General features: G+C 45.0%; 16 protein-coding genes and 1 riboswitch. Of the genes, 8 read left to right on the forward strand and 8 right to left on the reverse strand.

What is annotated here, in order from left to right:
- The first annotated feature begins 29 nt into the window (after positions 1 to 29).
- Positions 30 to 446 carry a hypothetical protein gene (locus SPEA_RS03850; RefSeq protein ID WP_012153992.1) on the forward strand — a complete coding sequence of 139 codons (417 nt, stop codon included), beginning with the start codon at positions 30 to 32 and terminating at the stop codon, positions 444 to 446.
- Positions 447 to 516: 70 nt separating this feature from the next.
- Positions 517 to 1,116: an AbiU2 domain-containing protein gene (locus SPEA_RS03855; RefSeq protein WP_012153993.1), complete on the forward strand. Its 600-nt coding sequence runs from the start codon at positions 517 to 519 to the stop codon at positions 1,114 to 1,116.
- 564 nt (positions 1,117 to 1,680) lie between these two features.
- Here SPEA_RS03855 and SPEA_RS03860 read toward each other — a convergent pair.
- A complete protein-coding gene (locus SPEA_RS03860; RefSeq protein ID WP_012153994.1) occupies positions 1,681 to 2,670 on the reverse strand; it encodes a class 1 fructose-bisphosphatase in 990 nt (329 codons plus the stop codon).
- A gap of 252 nt (positions 2,671 to 2,922) precedes the next feature.
- Here SPEA_RS03860 and SPEA_RS03865 point away from each other — a divergent pair, with 252 nt between their 5' ends.
- Complete coding sequence (locus SPEA_RS03865; protein WP_012153995.1) at positions 2,923 to 5,169, forward strand: S9 family peptidase; 2,247 nt, start codon at positions 2,923 to 2,925, stop codon at positions 5,167 to 5,169.
- A 432-nt stretch (positions 5,170 to 5,601) separates the two neighbouring features.
- Here SPEA_RS03865 and arcA read toward each other — a convergent pair whose 3' ends face one another.
- Positions 5,602 to 6,318, reverse strand: coding sequence for a two-component system response regulator ArcA (gene arcA, locus SPEA_RS03870; protein ID WP_012153996.1), 717 nt, complete (start codon positions 6,316 to 6,318; stop codon positions 5,602 to 5,604).
- 561 nt (positions 6,319 to 6,879) lie between these two features.
- On the opposite strand from arcA, the gene SPEA_RS03875 reads away from it, so the two are divergent.
- From SPEA_RS03875 to SPEA_RS03885, 3 genes are all read left to right on the forward strand, one after another.
- Positions 6,880 to 7,236: a DUF3293 domain-containing protein gene (locus tag SPEA_RS03875; RefSeq protein ID WP_012153997.1), complete on the forward strand. Its 357-nt coding sequence runs from the start codon at positions 6,880 to 6,882 to the stop codon at positions 7,234 to 7,236.
- A 461-nt stretch (positions 7,237 to 7,697) separates the two neighbouring features.
- Positions 7,698 to 7,880: riboswitch (Lysine riboswitch) on the forward strand.
- Positions 7,881 to 8,025: 145 nt separating this feature from the next.
- A complete protein-coding gene (gene lysC, locus SPEA_RS03880; protein ID WP_012153998.1) occupies positions 8,026 to 9,396 on the forward strand; it encodes a lysine-sensitive aspartokinase 3 in 1,371 nt (456 codons plus the stop codon).
- A 35-nt stretch (positions 9,397 to 9,431) separates the two neighbouring features.
- Positions 9,432 to 10,538 (forward strand): succinylglutamate desuccinylase/aspartoacylase family protein, encoded by a 1,107-nt coding sequence (locus SPEA_RS03885; protein WP_012153999.1) that lies wholly within the window; start codon positions 9,432 to 9,434, stop codon positions 10,536 to 10,538.
- A gap of 277 nt (positions 10,539 to 10,815) precedes the next feature.
- Here SPEA_RS03885 and asnC read toward each other — a convergent pair whose 3' ends face one another.
- The 5 genes from asnC to SPEA_RS03910 all read right to left on the reverse strand — a co-directional run bounded on the left by asnC (position 10,816) and on the right by SPEA_RS03910 (position 13,598).
- Positions 10,816 to 11,277, reverse strand: coding sequence for a transcriptional regulator AsnC (gene asnC / locus SPEA_RS03890; RefSeq protein WP_012154000.1), 462 nt, complete (start codon positions 11,275 to 11,277; stop codon positions 10,816 to 10,818).
- Between the two features lie 264 nt (positions 11,278 to 11,541).
- Entirely contained in the window at positions 11,542 to 12,219 is a 678-nt protein-coding gene (rluA, locus tag SPEA_RS03895; RefSeq protein WP_012154001.1) for a bifunctional tRNA pseudouridine(32) synthase/23S rRNA pseudouridine(746) synthase RluA, read from the reverse strand.
- Positions 12,220 to 12,332: 113 nt separating this feature from the next.
- Positions 12,333 to 12,623, reverse strand: a complete 291-nt coding sequence (locus SPEA_RS03900) for a hypothetical protein (protein WP_012154002.1) — start codon at positions 12,621 to 12,623, stop codon at positions 12,333 to 12,335.
- 38 nt (positions 12,624 to 12,661) lie between these two features.
- On the reverse strand, positions 12,662 to 13,183 hold the full coding sequence (locus tag SPEA_RS03905; protein WP_012154003.1) for a class I SAM-dependent methyltransferase: 522 nt from the start codon (positions 13,181 to 13,183) through the stop codon (positions 12,662 to 12,664).
- Positions 13,184 to 13,187: 4 nt separating this feature from the next.
- On the reverse strand, positions 13,188 to 13,598 hold the full coding sequence (locus SPEA_RS03910; RefSeq protein WP_012154004.1) for a hypothetical protein: 411 nt from the start codon (positions 13,596 to 13,598) through the stop codon (positions 13,188 to 13,190).
- A gap of 654 nt (positions 13,599 to 14,252) precedes the next feature.
- Here SPEA_RS03910 and SPEA_RS03915 point away from each other — a divergent pair.
- Positions 14,253 to 15,242 (forward strand): 2-hydroxyacid dehydrogenase, encoded by a 990-nt coding sequence (locus SPEA_RS03915; RefSeq protein WP_012154005.1) that lies wholly within the window; start codon positions 14,253 to 14,255, stop codon positions 15,240 to 15,242.
- Positions 15,243 to 15,254: 12 nt separating this feature from the next.
- Positions 15,255 to 15,992 (forward strand): dienelactone hydrolase family protein, encoded by a 738-nt coding sequence (locus SPEA_RS03920; protein WP_012154006.1) that lies wholly within the window; start codon positions 15,255 to 15,257, stop codon positions 15,990 to 15,992.
- 122 nt (positions 15,993 to 16,114) lie between these two features.
- Here the strand turns inward: SPEA_RS03920 and SPEA_RS03925 are convergent, their stop codons facing one another.
- Positions 16,115 to 16,639: a DUF3332 domain-containing protein gene (locus SPEA_RS03925; protein WP_041410834.1), complete on the reverse strand. Its 525-nt coding sequence runs from the start codon at positions 16,637 to 16,639 to the stop codon at positions 16,115 to 16,117.
- Positions 16,640 to 16,702 lie beyond the last annotated feature (63 nt).

Below are 16,702 nucleotides of genomic sequence, written 5' to 3' on the forward strand. Positions count from 1 at the left end.
TATACAAAAGTTATGTCTAGAGAGAGTTCATGGATATAAAATTAATTGTGGCATTAATCGGGCTGGTTGGAGTCGGAGCAAGCGCTTTAATTCAATACCATCTCGGTAAAAAAAATGAGCATAATAAAAAAGAAATCGAGATAAGAGCAAACGCATATCTCGATTTGGTTAATGCCGTCTCAGAGATAGCTAGCTCAATTAAGCATGATGAAGAACGAAACTTAGAGCAGTTACAACGGCTAACACAGGCAAAATCTAGGGTAGTACTTTTGGGGAGCGATGCTGTCGTCACAGAGCTTCACAAGTACTTTACTGAGTACGGCGTTCTAAATTCAGATGAGTCCTTTAATGCATTCAGTAATATTATTTCTGCTATGCGCAATGACTTATCTGGTAGCAATACATTAACAAATAAACTATTAACAGAATCTTTGTTCGGGAAATAGGCAAAGGCATAACAAGCGCCTGCAATCTGGCCTCCGGCGGTTGAGGTGGCGTTATGCTTCTGGAGAGGAAATGGAGAAAAAGAACAAGCTATCTGTAGACGAAATCGTAGAATCGATGCTCTCATCAGTTTGTGAAACATCGAACTCAGAGCGCGTTTGGCGTGTGTTGATTGACCCTGTGATGCATCTAGAATTTAAAACGCAGTTCAATATGTATAGTTCGTTTATGCTTACGACTAGTCGTAGCACTTTTGCAACGTTATTAATGGGTTTGTCTAGAATTTCAGATGATCAGAATAATTCTATGAGTATTCCAAAGTTACTAGAACTAGCCGAATCGGACTCAAACTCAGTCGAGATAGAAGAATTGAGGCATAAGTACTCGGATCTCAACAAAACATGGCAAAGCCTTAAACACATTAGACATAATGTGTACGCGCATATTAGCGCGAATACGACAGAGTTTAGCGCATTTGAGAGAGCTGGAGTGACTCCTAACGATCTTACTGAAGCTGCTAATGTGACGAAAGAAATTGTATTGTCAGTATATGACTTACTAGGTTATGACTCTGCGCCTTATAAAAATTTACACGTAGATGCAAAGCTAGATCTTCAAAAGCTATTTCGTAATTTAAAAGCAGGAAGAGATGTTAGGCTCAGTGGAGCATAAGCATAACAAACGACTATGGCGTCAATAGCTAGTTTTAAATACTTAGATATGTCGGGTCAGAGTAAACATTCAAATACCTGAATCTAACTTCCCCTACTTAGTCTACAGAAAACACCCATTCCCCATCGGAGTTGCCGAGGTCATTGAAGAAAAATATCGTGATTGAGGCATGGATGCCGAGATAGCCTTAGGTGAGCCATGGACGGCGAATATGAGGCGATAGATATTTTCGAAAATGAGTGAGGAACAACAACTTCGTCGGGGCGGCAGGGGAGATCCAAGAGGGGGTTGCTGTAGACCCCTTCTTGGCCGTGTGTGAGCTGGAAGCTCACGACTTTAGTTGTTAGACGAAGTCTAACTATAACTTTAACCCCAGCTCGATGCATAGCGACAACTATGCAAAAAAAAGCACAACCCTAACTAACATAGGATTGTGCTTTTCTTTTAGATTTTTGCTTTTCCGGCTTTTACCGTCTTGGCCGACACCGTCAAAGCTTTCTCGGCTCCTGCCGTCTCAGCCTTGCGTAGAACCTAGGACCTAGGACCTATCTCAACCCCTAGAACCTATAAAACTGGTTCTTCGCTGTAATCAATACCGTGGTATTCAAGACAAGCGTCAACTTCATTGGCTGAGCCTAAGATCACCGCTACTCGTTGGTGAATTTCAGTCGGCTGAATATCCATAATGGTTTCATAACCCGTCGATGCTTTACCGCCTGCTTGCTCAACCAAGAATGCCATTGGGTTGGCTTCATACATTAAACGTAGCTTGTATGGCTTCTCTGGGTTCTTGTTGTCAGTTGGGTAAGTGAAGATACCGCCGCGGCAAAGTACGCGGTGTACATCGCCCACCATGGCGGCAATCCAGCGCATGTTAAATGACTTCTCACGTGGGCCAATCTTACCTAGCAATAGATCGCTGATGTAAGTCTGCATTGGTGCTTCCCAGAAGCGTTGGTTTGACATGTTAATGGCAAACTCGCCGGTGTCTTTACTAATCGCCATAGCGCCGTTGGTTAGCAAGAACTCGTTAGTTTCTGGGTTTAGGGTAAATAGTTGTACGCCTTGGCCTGTAGTCAGTGCAAGCATGGTTGATGGGCCGTATAGCACATAACCTGCTGCCACTTGGTTGCGGCCTGCTTGTAGGAAACTCTTTTCAGTTAGCTCGCCGGCAGGAGCTGGTAATACTGAGAAGATAGTACCCACTAGTGAATTGATATCGATGTTTGATGAGCCGTCTAGCGGGTCAAAACACACTAAAAACTCGCCGTTAGCATCGGCTTCAACGACATAGTCTTCCTCTTCAGATGCGATACCACGTACTGTACCGTCAGCCTTTAGGGCATCTTTGAGCATATCATTGGTGATGATATCGAGTTTCTTCTGTGTCTCGCCTTGAACGTTTTCCTGTTCCGTTGCGCCTAACACGCCTGCTAGCGCGCCGTGACGTACTGCGTGGCTAATCTCTTTTGAGGTGTTAGCTAGGGTCAGGATAAGTTTTTCAAGGGTAGGAGAAATTGCTTGTGATGTCAGGTTTTCAGCCAGAGTTTGCATCTTGTTTCCTATACAATTTTACATGAGTAAATTGAGTTTGAGGTCAGGACAAAAGTGTATTCTTTATTATTGACGCGATGATACCCCAGAACGCTAGTTTTTTCAGCCGTAAAGATTGGCTTTTCCACTGCGACGAGTTGCATCATTTGTGCAATTTTTGTTTTGCTTATGATTAAGGCACAATGTAGGCGAATTTTCAGCCTAGCTTCTAGTTAGCTGAAGACTACTTAGCTATTAATCCAGGGAATAATAATGAAAAAAAATTGGATGAGTTTGCTGCTCGCATCTTTGCCTATGATCTTGACGCCTGTTGCAACGTCTCAGGCTTCCTCTGCACTACCTGGTGGCACTGAGCCACTTACCATCGAACGTATGTATGCTTCTCCTGCACTTGCTGGCAGTAGCCCTCGTGGGTTAAAGCTGTCACCGGACGGTAAGCGCGTCACCTACCTTGCTGGGCGTAAAGATGACCAGCACCTGTATGACTTGTGGCAGATGGATGTGGCCAGTGGCAAACAAAGCGTGCTGATTAACGCCGATAAGCTGGAAGCGGGCGAATTGTCTGATGAAGAAAAGGCGCGCCGCGAGCGTCAGCGTATTTATGGTCAGGGGATCATGGAATACTTTTGGTCTGACGATGGCGAGGCGGTTTTAATCCCTGCTGCGGGCTTGCTGTACTACTACTCGGTCAATGACAACAAGGTCAAACTGCTTGAAACGGGTGAGGGCTTTGCTACCGATGCTCGACTCTCGCCTAAAGGCCACTTTGTGTCGTTTGTACGTGAGCAAAATTTGTATGTGTTGGACTTAAAAAGCCACAAGATCACCGCATTAACCACAGATGGCGGCGGCGCGATTAAAAACGCTATGGCCGAGTTTGTTGCTCAAGAAGAGATGGGCAGAATGACGGGCTATTGGTGGGCGCCCGACGAGTCGGCGATTGCCTACACTCGCATCGATGAGTCGAGCGTAGAGTTAGTCACCCGTAATGAAATATATGCCGACGGTATTAAGCTGGCCGAGCAGCGTTATCCCTACGCTGGTGAGAATAATGTCAAGGTTGAGCTTGGTGTGGTTACCCTTAAAGATAAAAAAGTCGCTTGGGTCGATTTAGGTAAAGATACCGATATCTATCTGCCACGGGTTAAGTGGCTGCCAGACAGCAAGCATTTGTCTTATCAGTGGCAGAGCCGCGATCAACAGGCGCTGGATCTGCGCATTGTCGCAATTGATGATATAAAAAACGATAAAGACTTGGTGCAAGAGCGCAGCAAAGCTTGGGTAAACCTTAATGACGACCTGCACTTTTTAAAGCAGCAAAAGGCATTTATCTGGGCATCTGAACGTGATGGCTTTAATCACCTGTATTTGATTGGCTTAGACGGCAAAGTGATCCGTCAGCTAACCTCGGGTGATTGGGCGGTCGATGCGGTTGAATATGTCGATGAAAAAGCCGGTGACGTTTACTTTACTGGCCGCAAGACTAAGGTGACTGAAAAGCAGCTTTATCGGGTGGCATTAGCGGGGGGCAAAGTTGAGTCCATCAGTCAGCGCAGTGGCATGCATTCCACGGTATTTGCCGACAATAACCCCGTGTACCTAGATTACTTCAGCAGCTTGTCACAACCACCGCAGGTGAGTCTGCATGATCAAAGTGGTGAACGCCTGGCTTGGGTTGAGCAAAACGAAGTGAAAAAGGGTCATCCACTCTATGACTACTTTGGTTTGTGGCAGTTGCCGGAATTTGGTGAGCTAAAGGCTGAAGACGGTCAAATGTTGCAATATCGCATGTTCAAGCCAACTAACTTTGATGCTAACAAACAGTATCCCGTGGTCGTTCGGGTTTATGGTGGGCCGCATGCGCAGCTGGTGGTCAATAGCTGGAGTCATCAAGACTACTTTACTCAGCATCTTTTGCAGCAAGGCTACATTGTTTATCAGCTAGATAATCGCGGCTCGGCACACCGTGGTACCCAGTTTGAGTATGTGATCTATAAGCAGCTCGGCGAGGTTGAAGTGAACGACCAAAAGGCCGGTGTGGATTACCTGCGCACATTACCTTTCGTCGATAGCGATAACATTGCTATTTATGGCCACAGTTATGGCGGCTATATGGCGCTGATGAGTATTTTTAAGGCGCCAGATTACTTCAAAGCGGCGATTTCAGGCGCGCCAGTATCTGACTGGTCTTTGTATGATACTCACTATACAGAGCGTTATATGGGGCATCCTGAAACCAATGCTAAGGGATATAAGGCCAGTAGCGTGCTGCCTTATGTTGGCGGCTATCAGTCAGGCCTATTGATGTATCATGGCATGGCCGATGACAATGTATTGTTTGAGAACAGTACCAGAGTTTATAAGGCGTTGCAGGATGAGGGTAAGTTATTTCAGATGATCGATTACCCGGGATCGAAGCACTCGATGCGTGGTGAGAAGGTGAGAGTACATTTATATCACTCACTAGCCGATTTTTTAAATCGAGAGCTTAAGCAGTAATAACACAATGGCTAGTGTGATATAAATCGGGCGTTGCTACTGTTAATTGCGATTAATAGAATGCAATTAGTAGACCACGCCTTTTTTATTAAGGTTAATTTGAAATTAAATATCATTAATAAGAACAAAGCTTGGCTCGAATCGAGAACTGTATTTATTTTGCTTGCCAGTGAAAAGGCGTAGCGCAGAATTAATATGAAATACTATTACTTTGTAGGTATCTGATTGAGCTAAATATCATTTTTAATGGCTGACTATTAAGTTTCTTGCCGAGTAAAGTTCAGTTTTATTTAAGTCTATACTCTAATCTAACCGCTAATAAATATGCATGTTGGCACAAAGGTATCTAAATCTGGGCATAAAAAAAGCCAGTCAATCGACTGGCTTTTTATTTATATGTACTGCTTACAGTACATATAACGGAGCTTAGAATTAATCTTCTAAGCTACCGCAGAAACGGTAACCTTCACCGTGGATTGTTGCGATGATTTCTGGCGTATCAGGCAAGCTCTCGAAGTGCTTACGGATACGACGGATAGTCACGTCAACAGTACGGTCGTGTGGCTTAAGCTCACGGCCAGTCATCTTCATTAGAAGGTCTGCGCGGCTTAGGATCTTACCTGGGTTTTCAACAAAGTGAAGCATAGCGCGGAATTCGCTGCGTGGTAGCTTGTATGACTCACCTTGTGGGCTAACTAGAGAGCGGCTGTTGATTTCAAGGCTCCAACCGTTGAAACGGTAGAACTCAACTGCACTTTTCTCTTCTGAATCTGTACCTGTGCTATTAACGCGAGTTAATAGGTTACGAGCACGGATTGTCAATTCACGTGGGTTGAATGGCTTAGTGATATAATCATCAGCACCAATTTCAAGACCCAAGATCTTATCAACTTCGTTATCACGGCCCGTTAGGAAGATTAGACCGATATTATTAATTTCACGAAGCTCACGAGCTAGTAAAAGACCGTTCTTACCTGGTAAGTTAATATCCATAACCACCAAGTTAACTTTGTTGTCTTGCATAGCCTTATGCATTTCAGCGCCGTCATTGGCTTCAGTTACCACATATCCTTCTGCTTCAAAAATACTTCTAAGTGTGTTTCTTGTTACTGCTTCATCTTCAACAATCAGAATGTGCGGGTTTTGCATATTAATTACCTAATTTCTGTCAATTCTAACCATGAGTATAAAAAGTTTATACTCCATCTAGTTATGCTGATAATTCACTGATACACGTAGGTGCTTTCAAATTTGGTTCGAAACAGCAACACACTGCATGATAAGCAAAGTATGGGTATCTCACATATGGAAAAACGTGAACTGTATAAACTTTGATTAACGATAGTAGAAAAAAGTTCCTTACTTACCGTTTTGTATGAAGTTTAAATGTTAAATCAAACATAGATCACATTTGATACTGCTGTGTGGATTACTCTTCTATCTGTTTCAGATATGTGTAACAAAATGTGTTCGTTACATGTATCAGTATGAGTTAATCAACAAACCCTATTGTACTCGTTTTAGGCATTTGTTAACAAATGAAATGTTAACAAAATTGCTCAACGATATGATTTGGATCACTTTTTGAAAACTATATCATTGATTTTATTGTGTTTGATAAATTCGCTAATAGTGATATACATCACAAGGTTAGGAAGCGCTTACGAGTTTGCTATAATAATTACACCTAAATCGGAGAAATTGTTAGCAATGAGCAACTCAGTAGATAGCCTTTGGCACTATTATAAACAAACCGAATTCTTGTTTTCTCAGACATTATCCGCTCAATTATCCTTCGCAATTATCACCGCATACAACCCTAAAGGAGAGGTTCTCTCTCCTTGTCAAAATGGCCTTCTAGACCGAAAACTGCAGCATGAAATACATCAACTAGGCCTACCTTATCGCTCTATGGTCGGTGCTTCCCAAGATGGAAGACATATGGAGAAAAGCTGGGCAGTTTCTACCGATAAGCACTCGGCGATACAGCTTGGCCGTCTGTTCAATCAAAATGCTATCTATACCCAAACAACTTCAATATGCAGGATTCAGCATGTCGAGAAGTGACAGAGTTCAAGGCATGAAATTGTAGGACTAGTTATTCTAATTCAATATTTCATAACGCAGAAAAATGTTGCTTCTCTCCGTGCCCTACGGGAGTTCCCGTAGAATACCTGCACTGCGTTAGTGATATCGGTAAGGGAATAACCATTATCCTCAATCACTGCCTTATTCAGCTATCCTACGGGAGCTCTGAAACGAGCATCTTGAGGTAGCTTGGGTATATTATGTCGAAGCTGACCGTTTACAGTTAGTTCCCTGCTTAATGCCTAAGCAAGAAGCCTTTCTAGGCGCATTCTCGCCACGAGTGCGCAGAGTAGTAGACTTGCCTGATATTGAGTAAAATTAAATCATCTTAGATTTCCGTTGACTTAATTGGTTATTTTTTGATATTTTTTAATCTGTTATTTTGTATACAAAGCAGACTTTCTTCGCTAGTTCGATAGGACGTTACAGCTATACAAGATAAGTGCAGAAGAGGAGCGTTAACTAGGTAGTAAGTTTGAGGGGACCAAAACCCTTTGATGACTTATGAGGGAGATTAACGCCGAGATATTTAAAGCCATTTGGACGGGCTTGAATGTTGGTTGTACAGGCTGAATCCTGTCGATTGTCACCTATGTTTATTATGGTGGAGAGCTTCTGGTGACGATCGCTGTTTCCCCACTCTATGGGGGACATATCATAGCACCAGGCTCTTCGAACGAAGTTAGTTCGGAGCTTATTCATGTTAGTTTTTCAAAATACCCATTCTCGTCAATGCCTGCCGTGCCTATTATGCGTGGAGGCAGCGTTATGTCTTTAGAATCTGTTGTTAGCTTAAATGTTGCCAAGTTTGGTGGTACCTCTGTTGCCGACTATGACGCAATGCAGCGCTGCGCCGATATCATTATTGCTAATCCACAAACTCGAGTCGTGGTGGTGAGTGCATCGAGCGGGGTGACTAATCAGCTAGTCGCCTTGACCCAAGCCGAAACCAGTGTTGAAGAATCTAAAGCCTTGATCAAGAAGATCGCTTCGATTCAATATCAAATCCTCGATAAGCTGGGGAACCCGAGCGATGTGGCGGCAAGAATTGATCACATTCTCAGCCATATCTCGACCCTAAGTGAGCGCTTAAAGCTGACTCGTAGCAAGGCGGTGATGGATGAACTCTTATCTCAAGGTGAGATGTGCTCTTCAGTATTTTTTGCCGCGGTACTGCGGGAGAAAGGCGCTAGTGCATCGGCTTTCGATGTGCGCCAAGTGCTGAGAACCGACAGTCATCATGGACGCGCCGAGCCGCAAATCGAAATGATCGCCGAGTTGGCTAAGCAGCATCTAGAGCCTTTATTATGCGATCAAGTTATCGTCACTCAAGGGTTTGTGGGCGCCGATAGCGAAGGCAACACCACAACCCTAGGCCGTGGTGGTAGTGATTACTCTGCCGCGTTGTTAGCCGAGGCGCTGCAAGCCGATGCGGTAGAGATCTGGACCGATGTTGCGGGGATCTATACTACCGACCCTCGTCTGGCCCCTAATGCTCGCCCAATCCCTGAGATTAGCTTTAACGAAGCGGCTGAGATGGCAACGTTTGGTGCTAAGGTGCTTCACCCTGCAACCATTTTACCGGCAGTGAGACAGAAGATTCAGGTCTTCGTTGGCTCTAGTTGGGCACCGGAGCAAGGTGGCACTTGGATCCGTCATCAGGTTAAAAGTGAGCCTGTGTATCGCGCCGTAGCGGTGCGCCGAGACCAAACCTTGCTAAATCTCCATAGCCTACAGATGCTACATGCTCAAGGTTTCCTTGCCGAGACGTTTGCGACACTGGCAAAGCATAAGATCAGTGTCGACTTGATCACCACATCTGAGGTGAACGTAGCACTGACACTCGATAAAACAGGCTCGGACTCGAGCGGTCAAGGTTTATTGAGTGAGGCGTTGCTGCAAGAGTTATCGCAACATTGCCGCGTTAGAGTCGAAGAGGGCTTAGCTCTGGTTGCCGTTATTGGCAACAATATCGCTTCAACAGCAGGGGTATGTCGCCGCGTATTTGAAGTATTAGAGACTTACAATGTTCGTATGATCTGCCAAGGGGCGAGCCCACATAATCTGTGTATCTTGGTGGATGAAGCTGAGGCTGCTAATGTTATTGGCGCTTTGCATGAAAACTTGTTTGAAGCCTAGTTAACAGTCGACGCGAACAGGAAGTAGAGCCTTTTATGAAATTTACCCAATCTAGCCTAAGAGTGGGAGAGTTGGCGACTGGGCAGGAGCTGAGCGTTCCTGTTTACCGGATCCCAGCCCAAGACCTCGATGCGCCGAGCGTATTTATCCAAGCCAATGTTCATGGCGCCGAGGTGCAAGGTAACGCGGTAATTTTTCAGTTAATGAAGCAACTGGAAAAGCTGGATGTCAGGGGCGAGGTAACTTTACTGCCCTTGGCTAATCCTTTAGGGATCAATCAAAAAAGTGGTGAGTTTACCCTAGGTCGTTTCGACCCTATCACTGGGGTTAACTGGAATCGGGAATATCTGGATCATAAACTCGATGTCGCCAGTTGGTATCAAGAGCATGGTCATCTAGAAGATAAGGCGCTGATCAAGGCATACCGTTTATTGTTGATTGAGTCATGTCAGACTCACTTAAACAATGAGTGGGGGGTGACCACAGGTAAACGCCTCGCGGTAACGCTGCAGAGACTGGCTCATGAGGCCGATATCGTTATCGATCTGCATACTGGCCCTAAATCATGCAAGCATATGTATTGCCCTGAATACGATGTGGCCTCGGCATCTTTGTTCTCTATTCCCTTTAGTCTGGTGATCCCCAATGATTTTGGCGGCGCCATGGATGAAGCGGCATTTTGTCCTTGGTGGCAGCTGGCGGAATATGTGCAATCTCAGGGGCGCGATTTCAAGGTACCTGTATCGGCATTTACCTTGGAGCTAGCTAGCCAGGAGCGTATCGATATGGAGGATGCGCTCGAGGATGCGAAGGGGATCTTGGCTTATCTGAGTCATCGTGGGGTGGTGAGTGACAAGCTTGAACCTGCCGAGATGGCTAGGTATGGCTGTTACTTGAAAGATTATAAGAAGTTTCACGCGCCAACAGCAGGGCTTGTCGAATATAAGGCTGAACTCGGCGAGCCGCTCAAAGCGGGAATGGTACTTGCTAACATCTTAAGGCTAGATTTGTATGGCACAGATAACGAGCTAACAGGCTTGAGTCTTGAGCAAGACTGCGTGCCGATTCTGCACTTTGCCTCTGCATCTGTGTATCAGGGGACCGAGCTTTATAAGGTGATGACCAATCTATTTGAGCTATAGCTGCGAGTAGGGCAGGCCAAAGTTTGTCTGGCTAAAGTTTGTCAGGCCAAAGTTTGTAGCGTTGTAAAAGCTAACTTATGTTACTAATGCCGTTCAATTAAGGAAGTCACTCAGAGACAATTCGGTGACTTCGAAAGATAAGAATGCACCACGAAGGACACGGAGAGCACGAAGAAAATCCACTCTAAGTTTGTTGTTTTCTTCGAGTCCTCCGTGTAGCAAACGAAGTGAGCGCTTCGTGGTTTATTGCTTTTATTTTGCCAACTTTAGCAATTGGCTATGGCTTAACTGCGCGTACAATAGGGTTTTGTAGGCTGATTAAGGTTTCAGTCGACTGGATCTCATCGATAGATTGAATGCGGTTGATCAGTACGTGTTGTAACCCATCAATCGATTGGCACATTACCTTCACAAACACGCTGTAGTTACCTGTGGTGTAATAGGCTTCAACCACTTCTTCTAACTCGTTGAGTTTAGAGATGGCAGCAGGGTAGTCACCGGCACTCTTCAAATTAATACCGATAAAACAGCATACATCGTAACCTAAGGCCTTAGGGTTTACTGTAATTTGCGCCCCAGTGATGATCCCAGCCTGTTTCATTTTCTCAACGCGCACATGTATGGTACCGGCGCTAACACCGAAGCGTTTAGCTAATTCTGCGAAGGGGGTTCTGGCTTCCTTCATCAATGCAGATAGGATTTGATTGTCGAGCGAGTCTCTTTGAAATGGGACTTCCATAATAAATAGGTCGATTGCTTATTAGTTAGCTAACTAATTTACGTATTTTTTGATGAATATTCTACTGATTTATCAAAGAAGTGCTGCTGGCAACACATCTTATCTCTAGGCATCAATATAGAACTTGGCTTAGGTTAACTGATTTATACCAACTCTGGAGAGGAAACAATGTGCTCGAGTGTGAACTCGTATTGGGGCGATTTGCGCCAAGGGGATGAGCTCCTTTGGCGCTTTGCTAAAGCAATATCAATCAGCTAAGGGGGATTATTGCTCACCCTCGGCATTCATAAAGGGCGCATCACAGCTAAAGGTCATTGGCTCTTTAGTGTATGGATGGGTAATCGTCAGTGATTGTGCGTGCAGCAGTAGTCGCGGAGCGAGTCGCTTGGCCAGAGGATCTGCGTAGAAGTTATCACCCAAAATTGGGTGGCCTAGTGCCATCATATGTACGCGCAGCTGATGAGAGCGGCCTGTGATCGGCGTTAGCTTTACTAAGGTTGAGCGCTTGCCATAGCTAATCACTTCATAATGAGTCTGTGAAGGCTTACCTATCTTATGATCCACCTTCTGCTTTGGGCGATTTGGCCAGTCACAAATTAACGGTAGGTTAATGGTGCCGTGGCTCTGTTTGACATGGCCCGCGACCCTAGCATAGTAGGTCTTCTGGGTTTCTCTATCTCTGAACTGACGCTTAAGCTCCGACTCTGCGCTACGCAGTAACGCCACAACGATGACGCCTGAAGTCGCCATATCTAATCGGTGAACGATTTTAGCATGTGGAAATTCAGCCAATACTCGAGTGTAAGTACTGTCGGCGTGGGCAGGATCTCTTCCCGGAACAGATAACAGACCCGATGGTTTATTAACGACCATAATGTCTTTGTCTTGATGTAACACTTCAAGCCAAGGGGTTGTCGGAGGAGAGTAGACGAAATCAGTCATGATTGAACCTTATTAAAAATGCGCGGCAAAGATACCTCTTAGGCCGTTATCCATGCAAGCAGATTCGAGATAATCCATAACAACTTGTCTGTTCTGTTATTGCTCAGACTGAATTAGGAGAAACCTTCTCCGTTAACATGCATGATGGCAAAGGTCCAAACTACAAATGCAAGCGCACTGTGGATCAAGGCATAGAAAGATTGATCTAAGCGGCCCATGCTTCTGGCATCCCAGATCAGGTAGAGGTGCAGCAAGATAATGATAGGGAAAAGGGCTAATAGAGGATAGAGGCTTAATACGCTGGCATCGCCAAACACTAACCGGCTGAGCAGAGCCCAAACAACCATTAATCCAGTGAGCATTGGCGGCATCGCAATTCGATACTGTTCAGGGTATGGGAACATGCAGGCCTCCATTGCTTGCAATTATATCTCGATGGAGATTATACCAGAGGCTTTTGAGCGATAAGCTGTGCCTTATAACTTGCGTTGGGTAATTCTCCGAATAGATCTTCAGCGTACTGGAGAGTGTGCCAATTGGCAAATATTGCTCGTAATTCATTCGTTTTGAGCAAGAAGTTGGGATTCTTAGGGCGACCGATGAGTGCCTGTTGCTCGGTGAAGGTTTCATAAATAATTAGCCCGCCAGGCTTAATGCTATCCATGATTTGCTGGAAGAGAGGGCGGTGCAGGTAGTTAAAAACAAGCACAATATCGTAGTGCTCGGTGGGGAGGTTAGGGGCGCTGCCATCTTCGAGATCCCACTCCAGTAACTCGATGCGACTGTCATCAGCTGTGACATCTAGCCCAGATAGGTTTCGGTCGAGGTAACTAACATGGCAGCCTCTGTCGCTAAACCATTGACCATTACGACCGTTGCCACAGGCTAGGTCGAGTACTTTCGCCATGGGGGAGAGTTGATCTTTAAGTTGAGTAAATTGTTTGATTAATTCAGCGCTACTCATGGTGTTAGCCTTTAACTTCTTTTTTGCCGCCAATTCTGCGTCTATGTACGACTGAGTAATGTCTCAAACCGGAAGGACCATGAGAGACAACAACCGATAATAATACGATGGAAATCAGTAGCTCTGGTTTATAGTGTGCCAAAGGAATGAACAGGACTAGCAAACCAAGTTTTACCAAGGTTAGTACGCCCTTTAGCTGGATTAGCCAGCGCCAGTCACGCACTATCTCCCACGCCATCATGGCGGCTCCCGTACTCATGGCCATGATCCAATAGACCAACCATTGATCTTGAGGAACCTGCAGTAAAATGCCACCGCCAGCCCCTGTGACCCCCAAAATATGCAAAGCGCGTAGGGCGGTTTTAGAAAGCCGTTGGACCATAAATTGCTTTTCTGAGAGTTCTTTTCTGGCCATATTTAGGAGTCTTGTGCTGTTACTATTTTGCAAATCTTATCAGGAAATGGCTATTTGAAAAGCATTGAGAGATCACAAGCTCAATCTATAGTAGAAATTTGTTTCACTTGGCGTGTATGGCACAGCTAGTGTAGAGCAAATATGTGAGGCAGATATCGATACCTAATTATAGATAGTGGTAAGCTAGCGTTCATATGCTTACTCCTTGCTGTTGTTGATATTTTCATGCTCAGTCAATAATGGCCTTGGTCTGAATGGTGGAGATAATTTATCCTTAACTCCCTAGCAAAGCCTTCAGAATAAGCTGGAAAGCGAGCTGTCAGGAGCTCGCTTTTTCTTTGCCTGTCATTTCTCACTATTAGCCGTCACTTAAACCCAAATCTAACACCTAAATCTAACACCCAAGTCCAAAGCCATAACTGAAATATATAGCTAAGAGCCATTGCTGCTCGGCATCGGCTCCAGATAAGCACCGTCTTGTATCCTGTATTTTATCAGCTACTTTGGGCTTTAAAACGTGTAACAAGGTGCTTCAATACCTCACTCTAGAACCCTGAGCTAAGCGGCAAAAAATAACCCCAAGATGGCTACTTTATAATAGCGATTGGTATACACTGTTTAAGTTTCTCTCCTCATTTAGATAAGGTTTCTACAATGAAAATAGGCTTCTTTAGCGCTAAACATTACGACATGCAGTATTTCGATCGAACTAATGCCGCTTTCAGCGCCAAGATTGAGTACTTCGATTATCGCCTTTGCATGCAAACGGTTAAGTTAGCTGAAGGCTTTGAGATCGTGTGCGCCTTCGTCAATGATTCACTGTGTGAAGAGGTGTTGGTGGAGCTAGCACAAGGTGGAACCAAGATTATTGCCATGCGTTGTGCTGGTTTTAACAATGTTGACTTAGAAGCTGCCGAGCGCCTAGGCATGAAGGTAGTCAATGTGCCTGCCTATTCTCCTGAGTCAGTTGCCGAGCATACGGTAGCACTCATGCTGACCCTAAACCGTAAAATTCATAAAGCCTATCAGCGCACGCGAGATGCGAACTTTTCTTTAGATGGCTTAGTCGGCTTTAACATGCATGGCCGCACCGTTGGCGTGATAGGCACGGGTAAGATTGGTCTAGCAACCATCAAGGTGCTACAAGGCTTTGGTTGCAAGGTTGTGGCTCACGATCCCTACCCGAATCAAGCGGTTATTGATTTAGGTGTCGAGTACTTGTCACTTGGGCAGCTTTATCCCCTCTGTGATGTGATTAGCCTGCATTGCCCATTAACTCAAGATAATCACCATCTGCTCAGTGAAAACAGTTTTAGTCAAATGAAACCCGGTGTCATGGTAATCAACACTAGCCGTGGTGGTCTGCTTAACGCCCTCGATGCGATGGAAGCGCTTAAATCTGGTCAGTTAGGCTCACTGGGCTTAGATGTTTACGAGAATGAGAAAGAGCTTTTCTTTGAAGATAAGTCGAGCGAGATCATTCAAGATGATGTGTTTAGACGCCTGTCGGCGTGCCATAACGTGATCTTTACTGGCCATCAGGCATTCTTAACCGAAGAGGCTTTGAGCGCGATTGCCCATACGACACTGACAAATGTCACCCAGCTTTTAGCCGGAGAGCATTGTCCTAACGAGCTGTATTAGGAAGGAAAGCCGATGATTATTACTCAAGAAGTCCATGATATTCCCACCGCGACAGGCAGCATGCGAACCTACCTATACCGCCCCGACAGTGAAGGGCAATTCGCGACTATTATTTTTTACTCTGAGATCTTTCAGCAGACGGCACCGATCGCGCGTGCGGCAGCTATTCTCGCAGGCCATGGCTTTGTGGTCTTAGTGCCAGAGGTATTTCATGAGCTAAACCCTGTTGGCACCGTGCTTGAGTACGATGATGTCGGTAAAGATAAAGGTAACGCCGATAAGTTTGCTAAGCCGCTTGAACACCATGACAGTGATACTGAGGCGCTGGTGGACTTTGCTCGCAGCTTAAGTTTTTGCAGCAGTCACATTGGCAGCATGGGCGTATGTATTGGCGGTCACTTAGCCTATCGCGCGGCGCTTAATCCTGATATTCAAGGGGCCTTCTGCTTATACGCAACAGATATCCATTCTAATACGCTACCTTGTGATAAAGGCAACGATTCCTTGAGCCGCACCGGCGATATCGCAGCCGAGCTAGTGATGGTGTTTGGTAAGCAAGATCCTCATGTTTCCAGTGAAGGGCGTAAAGCTATCTATAACAAACTTGAAGCCACTGAACGCAAGTTTAATTGGCTTGAGGTGAATGCTCAGCACGCCTTTATGCGGGATGGGAGTGATAGGTATGATCCAGCGTTAGCTATTCAGATGTATCTGCAGGCGGTAGCGTTTTTTCAGCGAACACTTAAGTAAAACGCTTGAGTAATGTTTTGAATAAAATACGTTAATCAATGCAAATAAAAAGGGCCGATATAATCGGCCCTTTTATCTATCACGGAGTAACTAATATTAATAATACCTATAAGAGCTAATAATTAACCTTGCTGGTAAGCAGCAAGCTCATCAGTGCTCACACGAGTGATGAAGGTGTTATCTAGATAGAAATCAACATGCTCGTCTTGCTTAACACCAGACATAACCTGCTGGCTACCATCTTCGTATACTAATGTCATTGCCAAGGTATTTTCGTCAGTGGCAACCATTGAAGCGCTCGTTAACTTGATGTTCTTTAACGGAGCCGTAGTTAGGTCACCATCAATGTGCTTGTTTACTTTGAAAATAGCTTCAACTGGCATATCAACAACAGCTGGTGAACGACCGGTGATAGGGTTAGTACCAGTCCAGAATTCGATGCTGTTAAGGATAAATAGATCGCCTGTTGCCGCGAAACCATAAATTGGGCTCATAAGTATAAATAGGCCAGCACGACCGTAACGGTTGTCGACTGCACTTAGGTTAGCCTTAGTTACCATGGCGCTTAGGCCCATTTGGCCCATACAGCCGGTAAGTTGAGTGCTTAGGATTGCAGTTAGCGCGACTGCAGAAATTGTCTTTTTCATTGGTTTCATTTTACTTAGTTGAGAATGGGGCTGATTGTATGTATCAGCAAAAAATGAAATGAG

Source organism: Shewanella pealeana ATCC 700345 (assembly GCF_000018285.1).
Taxonomy (GTDB): domain Bacteria; phylum Pseudomonadota; class Gammaproteobacteria; order Enterobacterales; family Shewanellaceae; genus Shewanella; species Shewanella pealeana.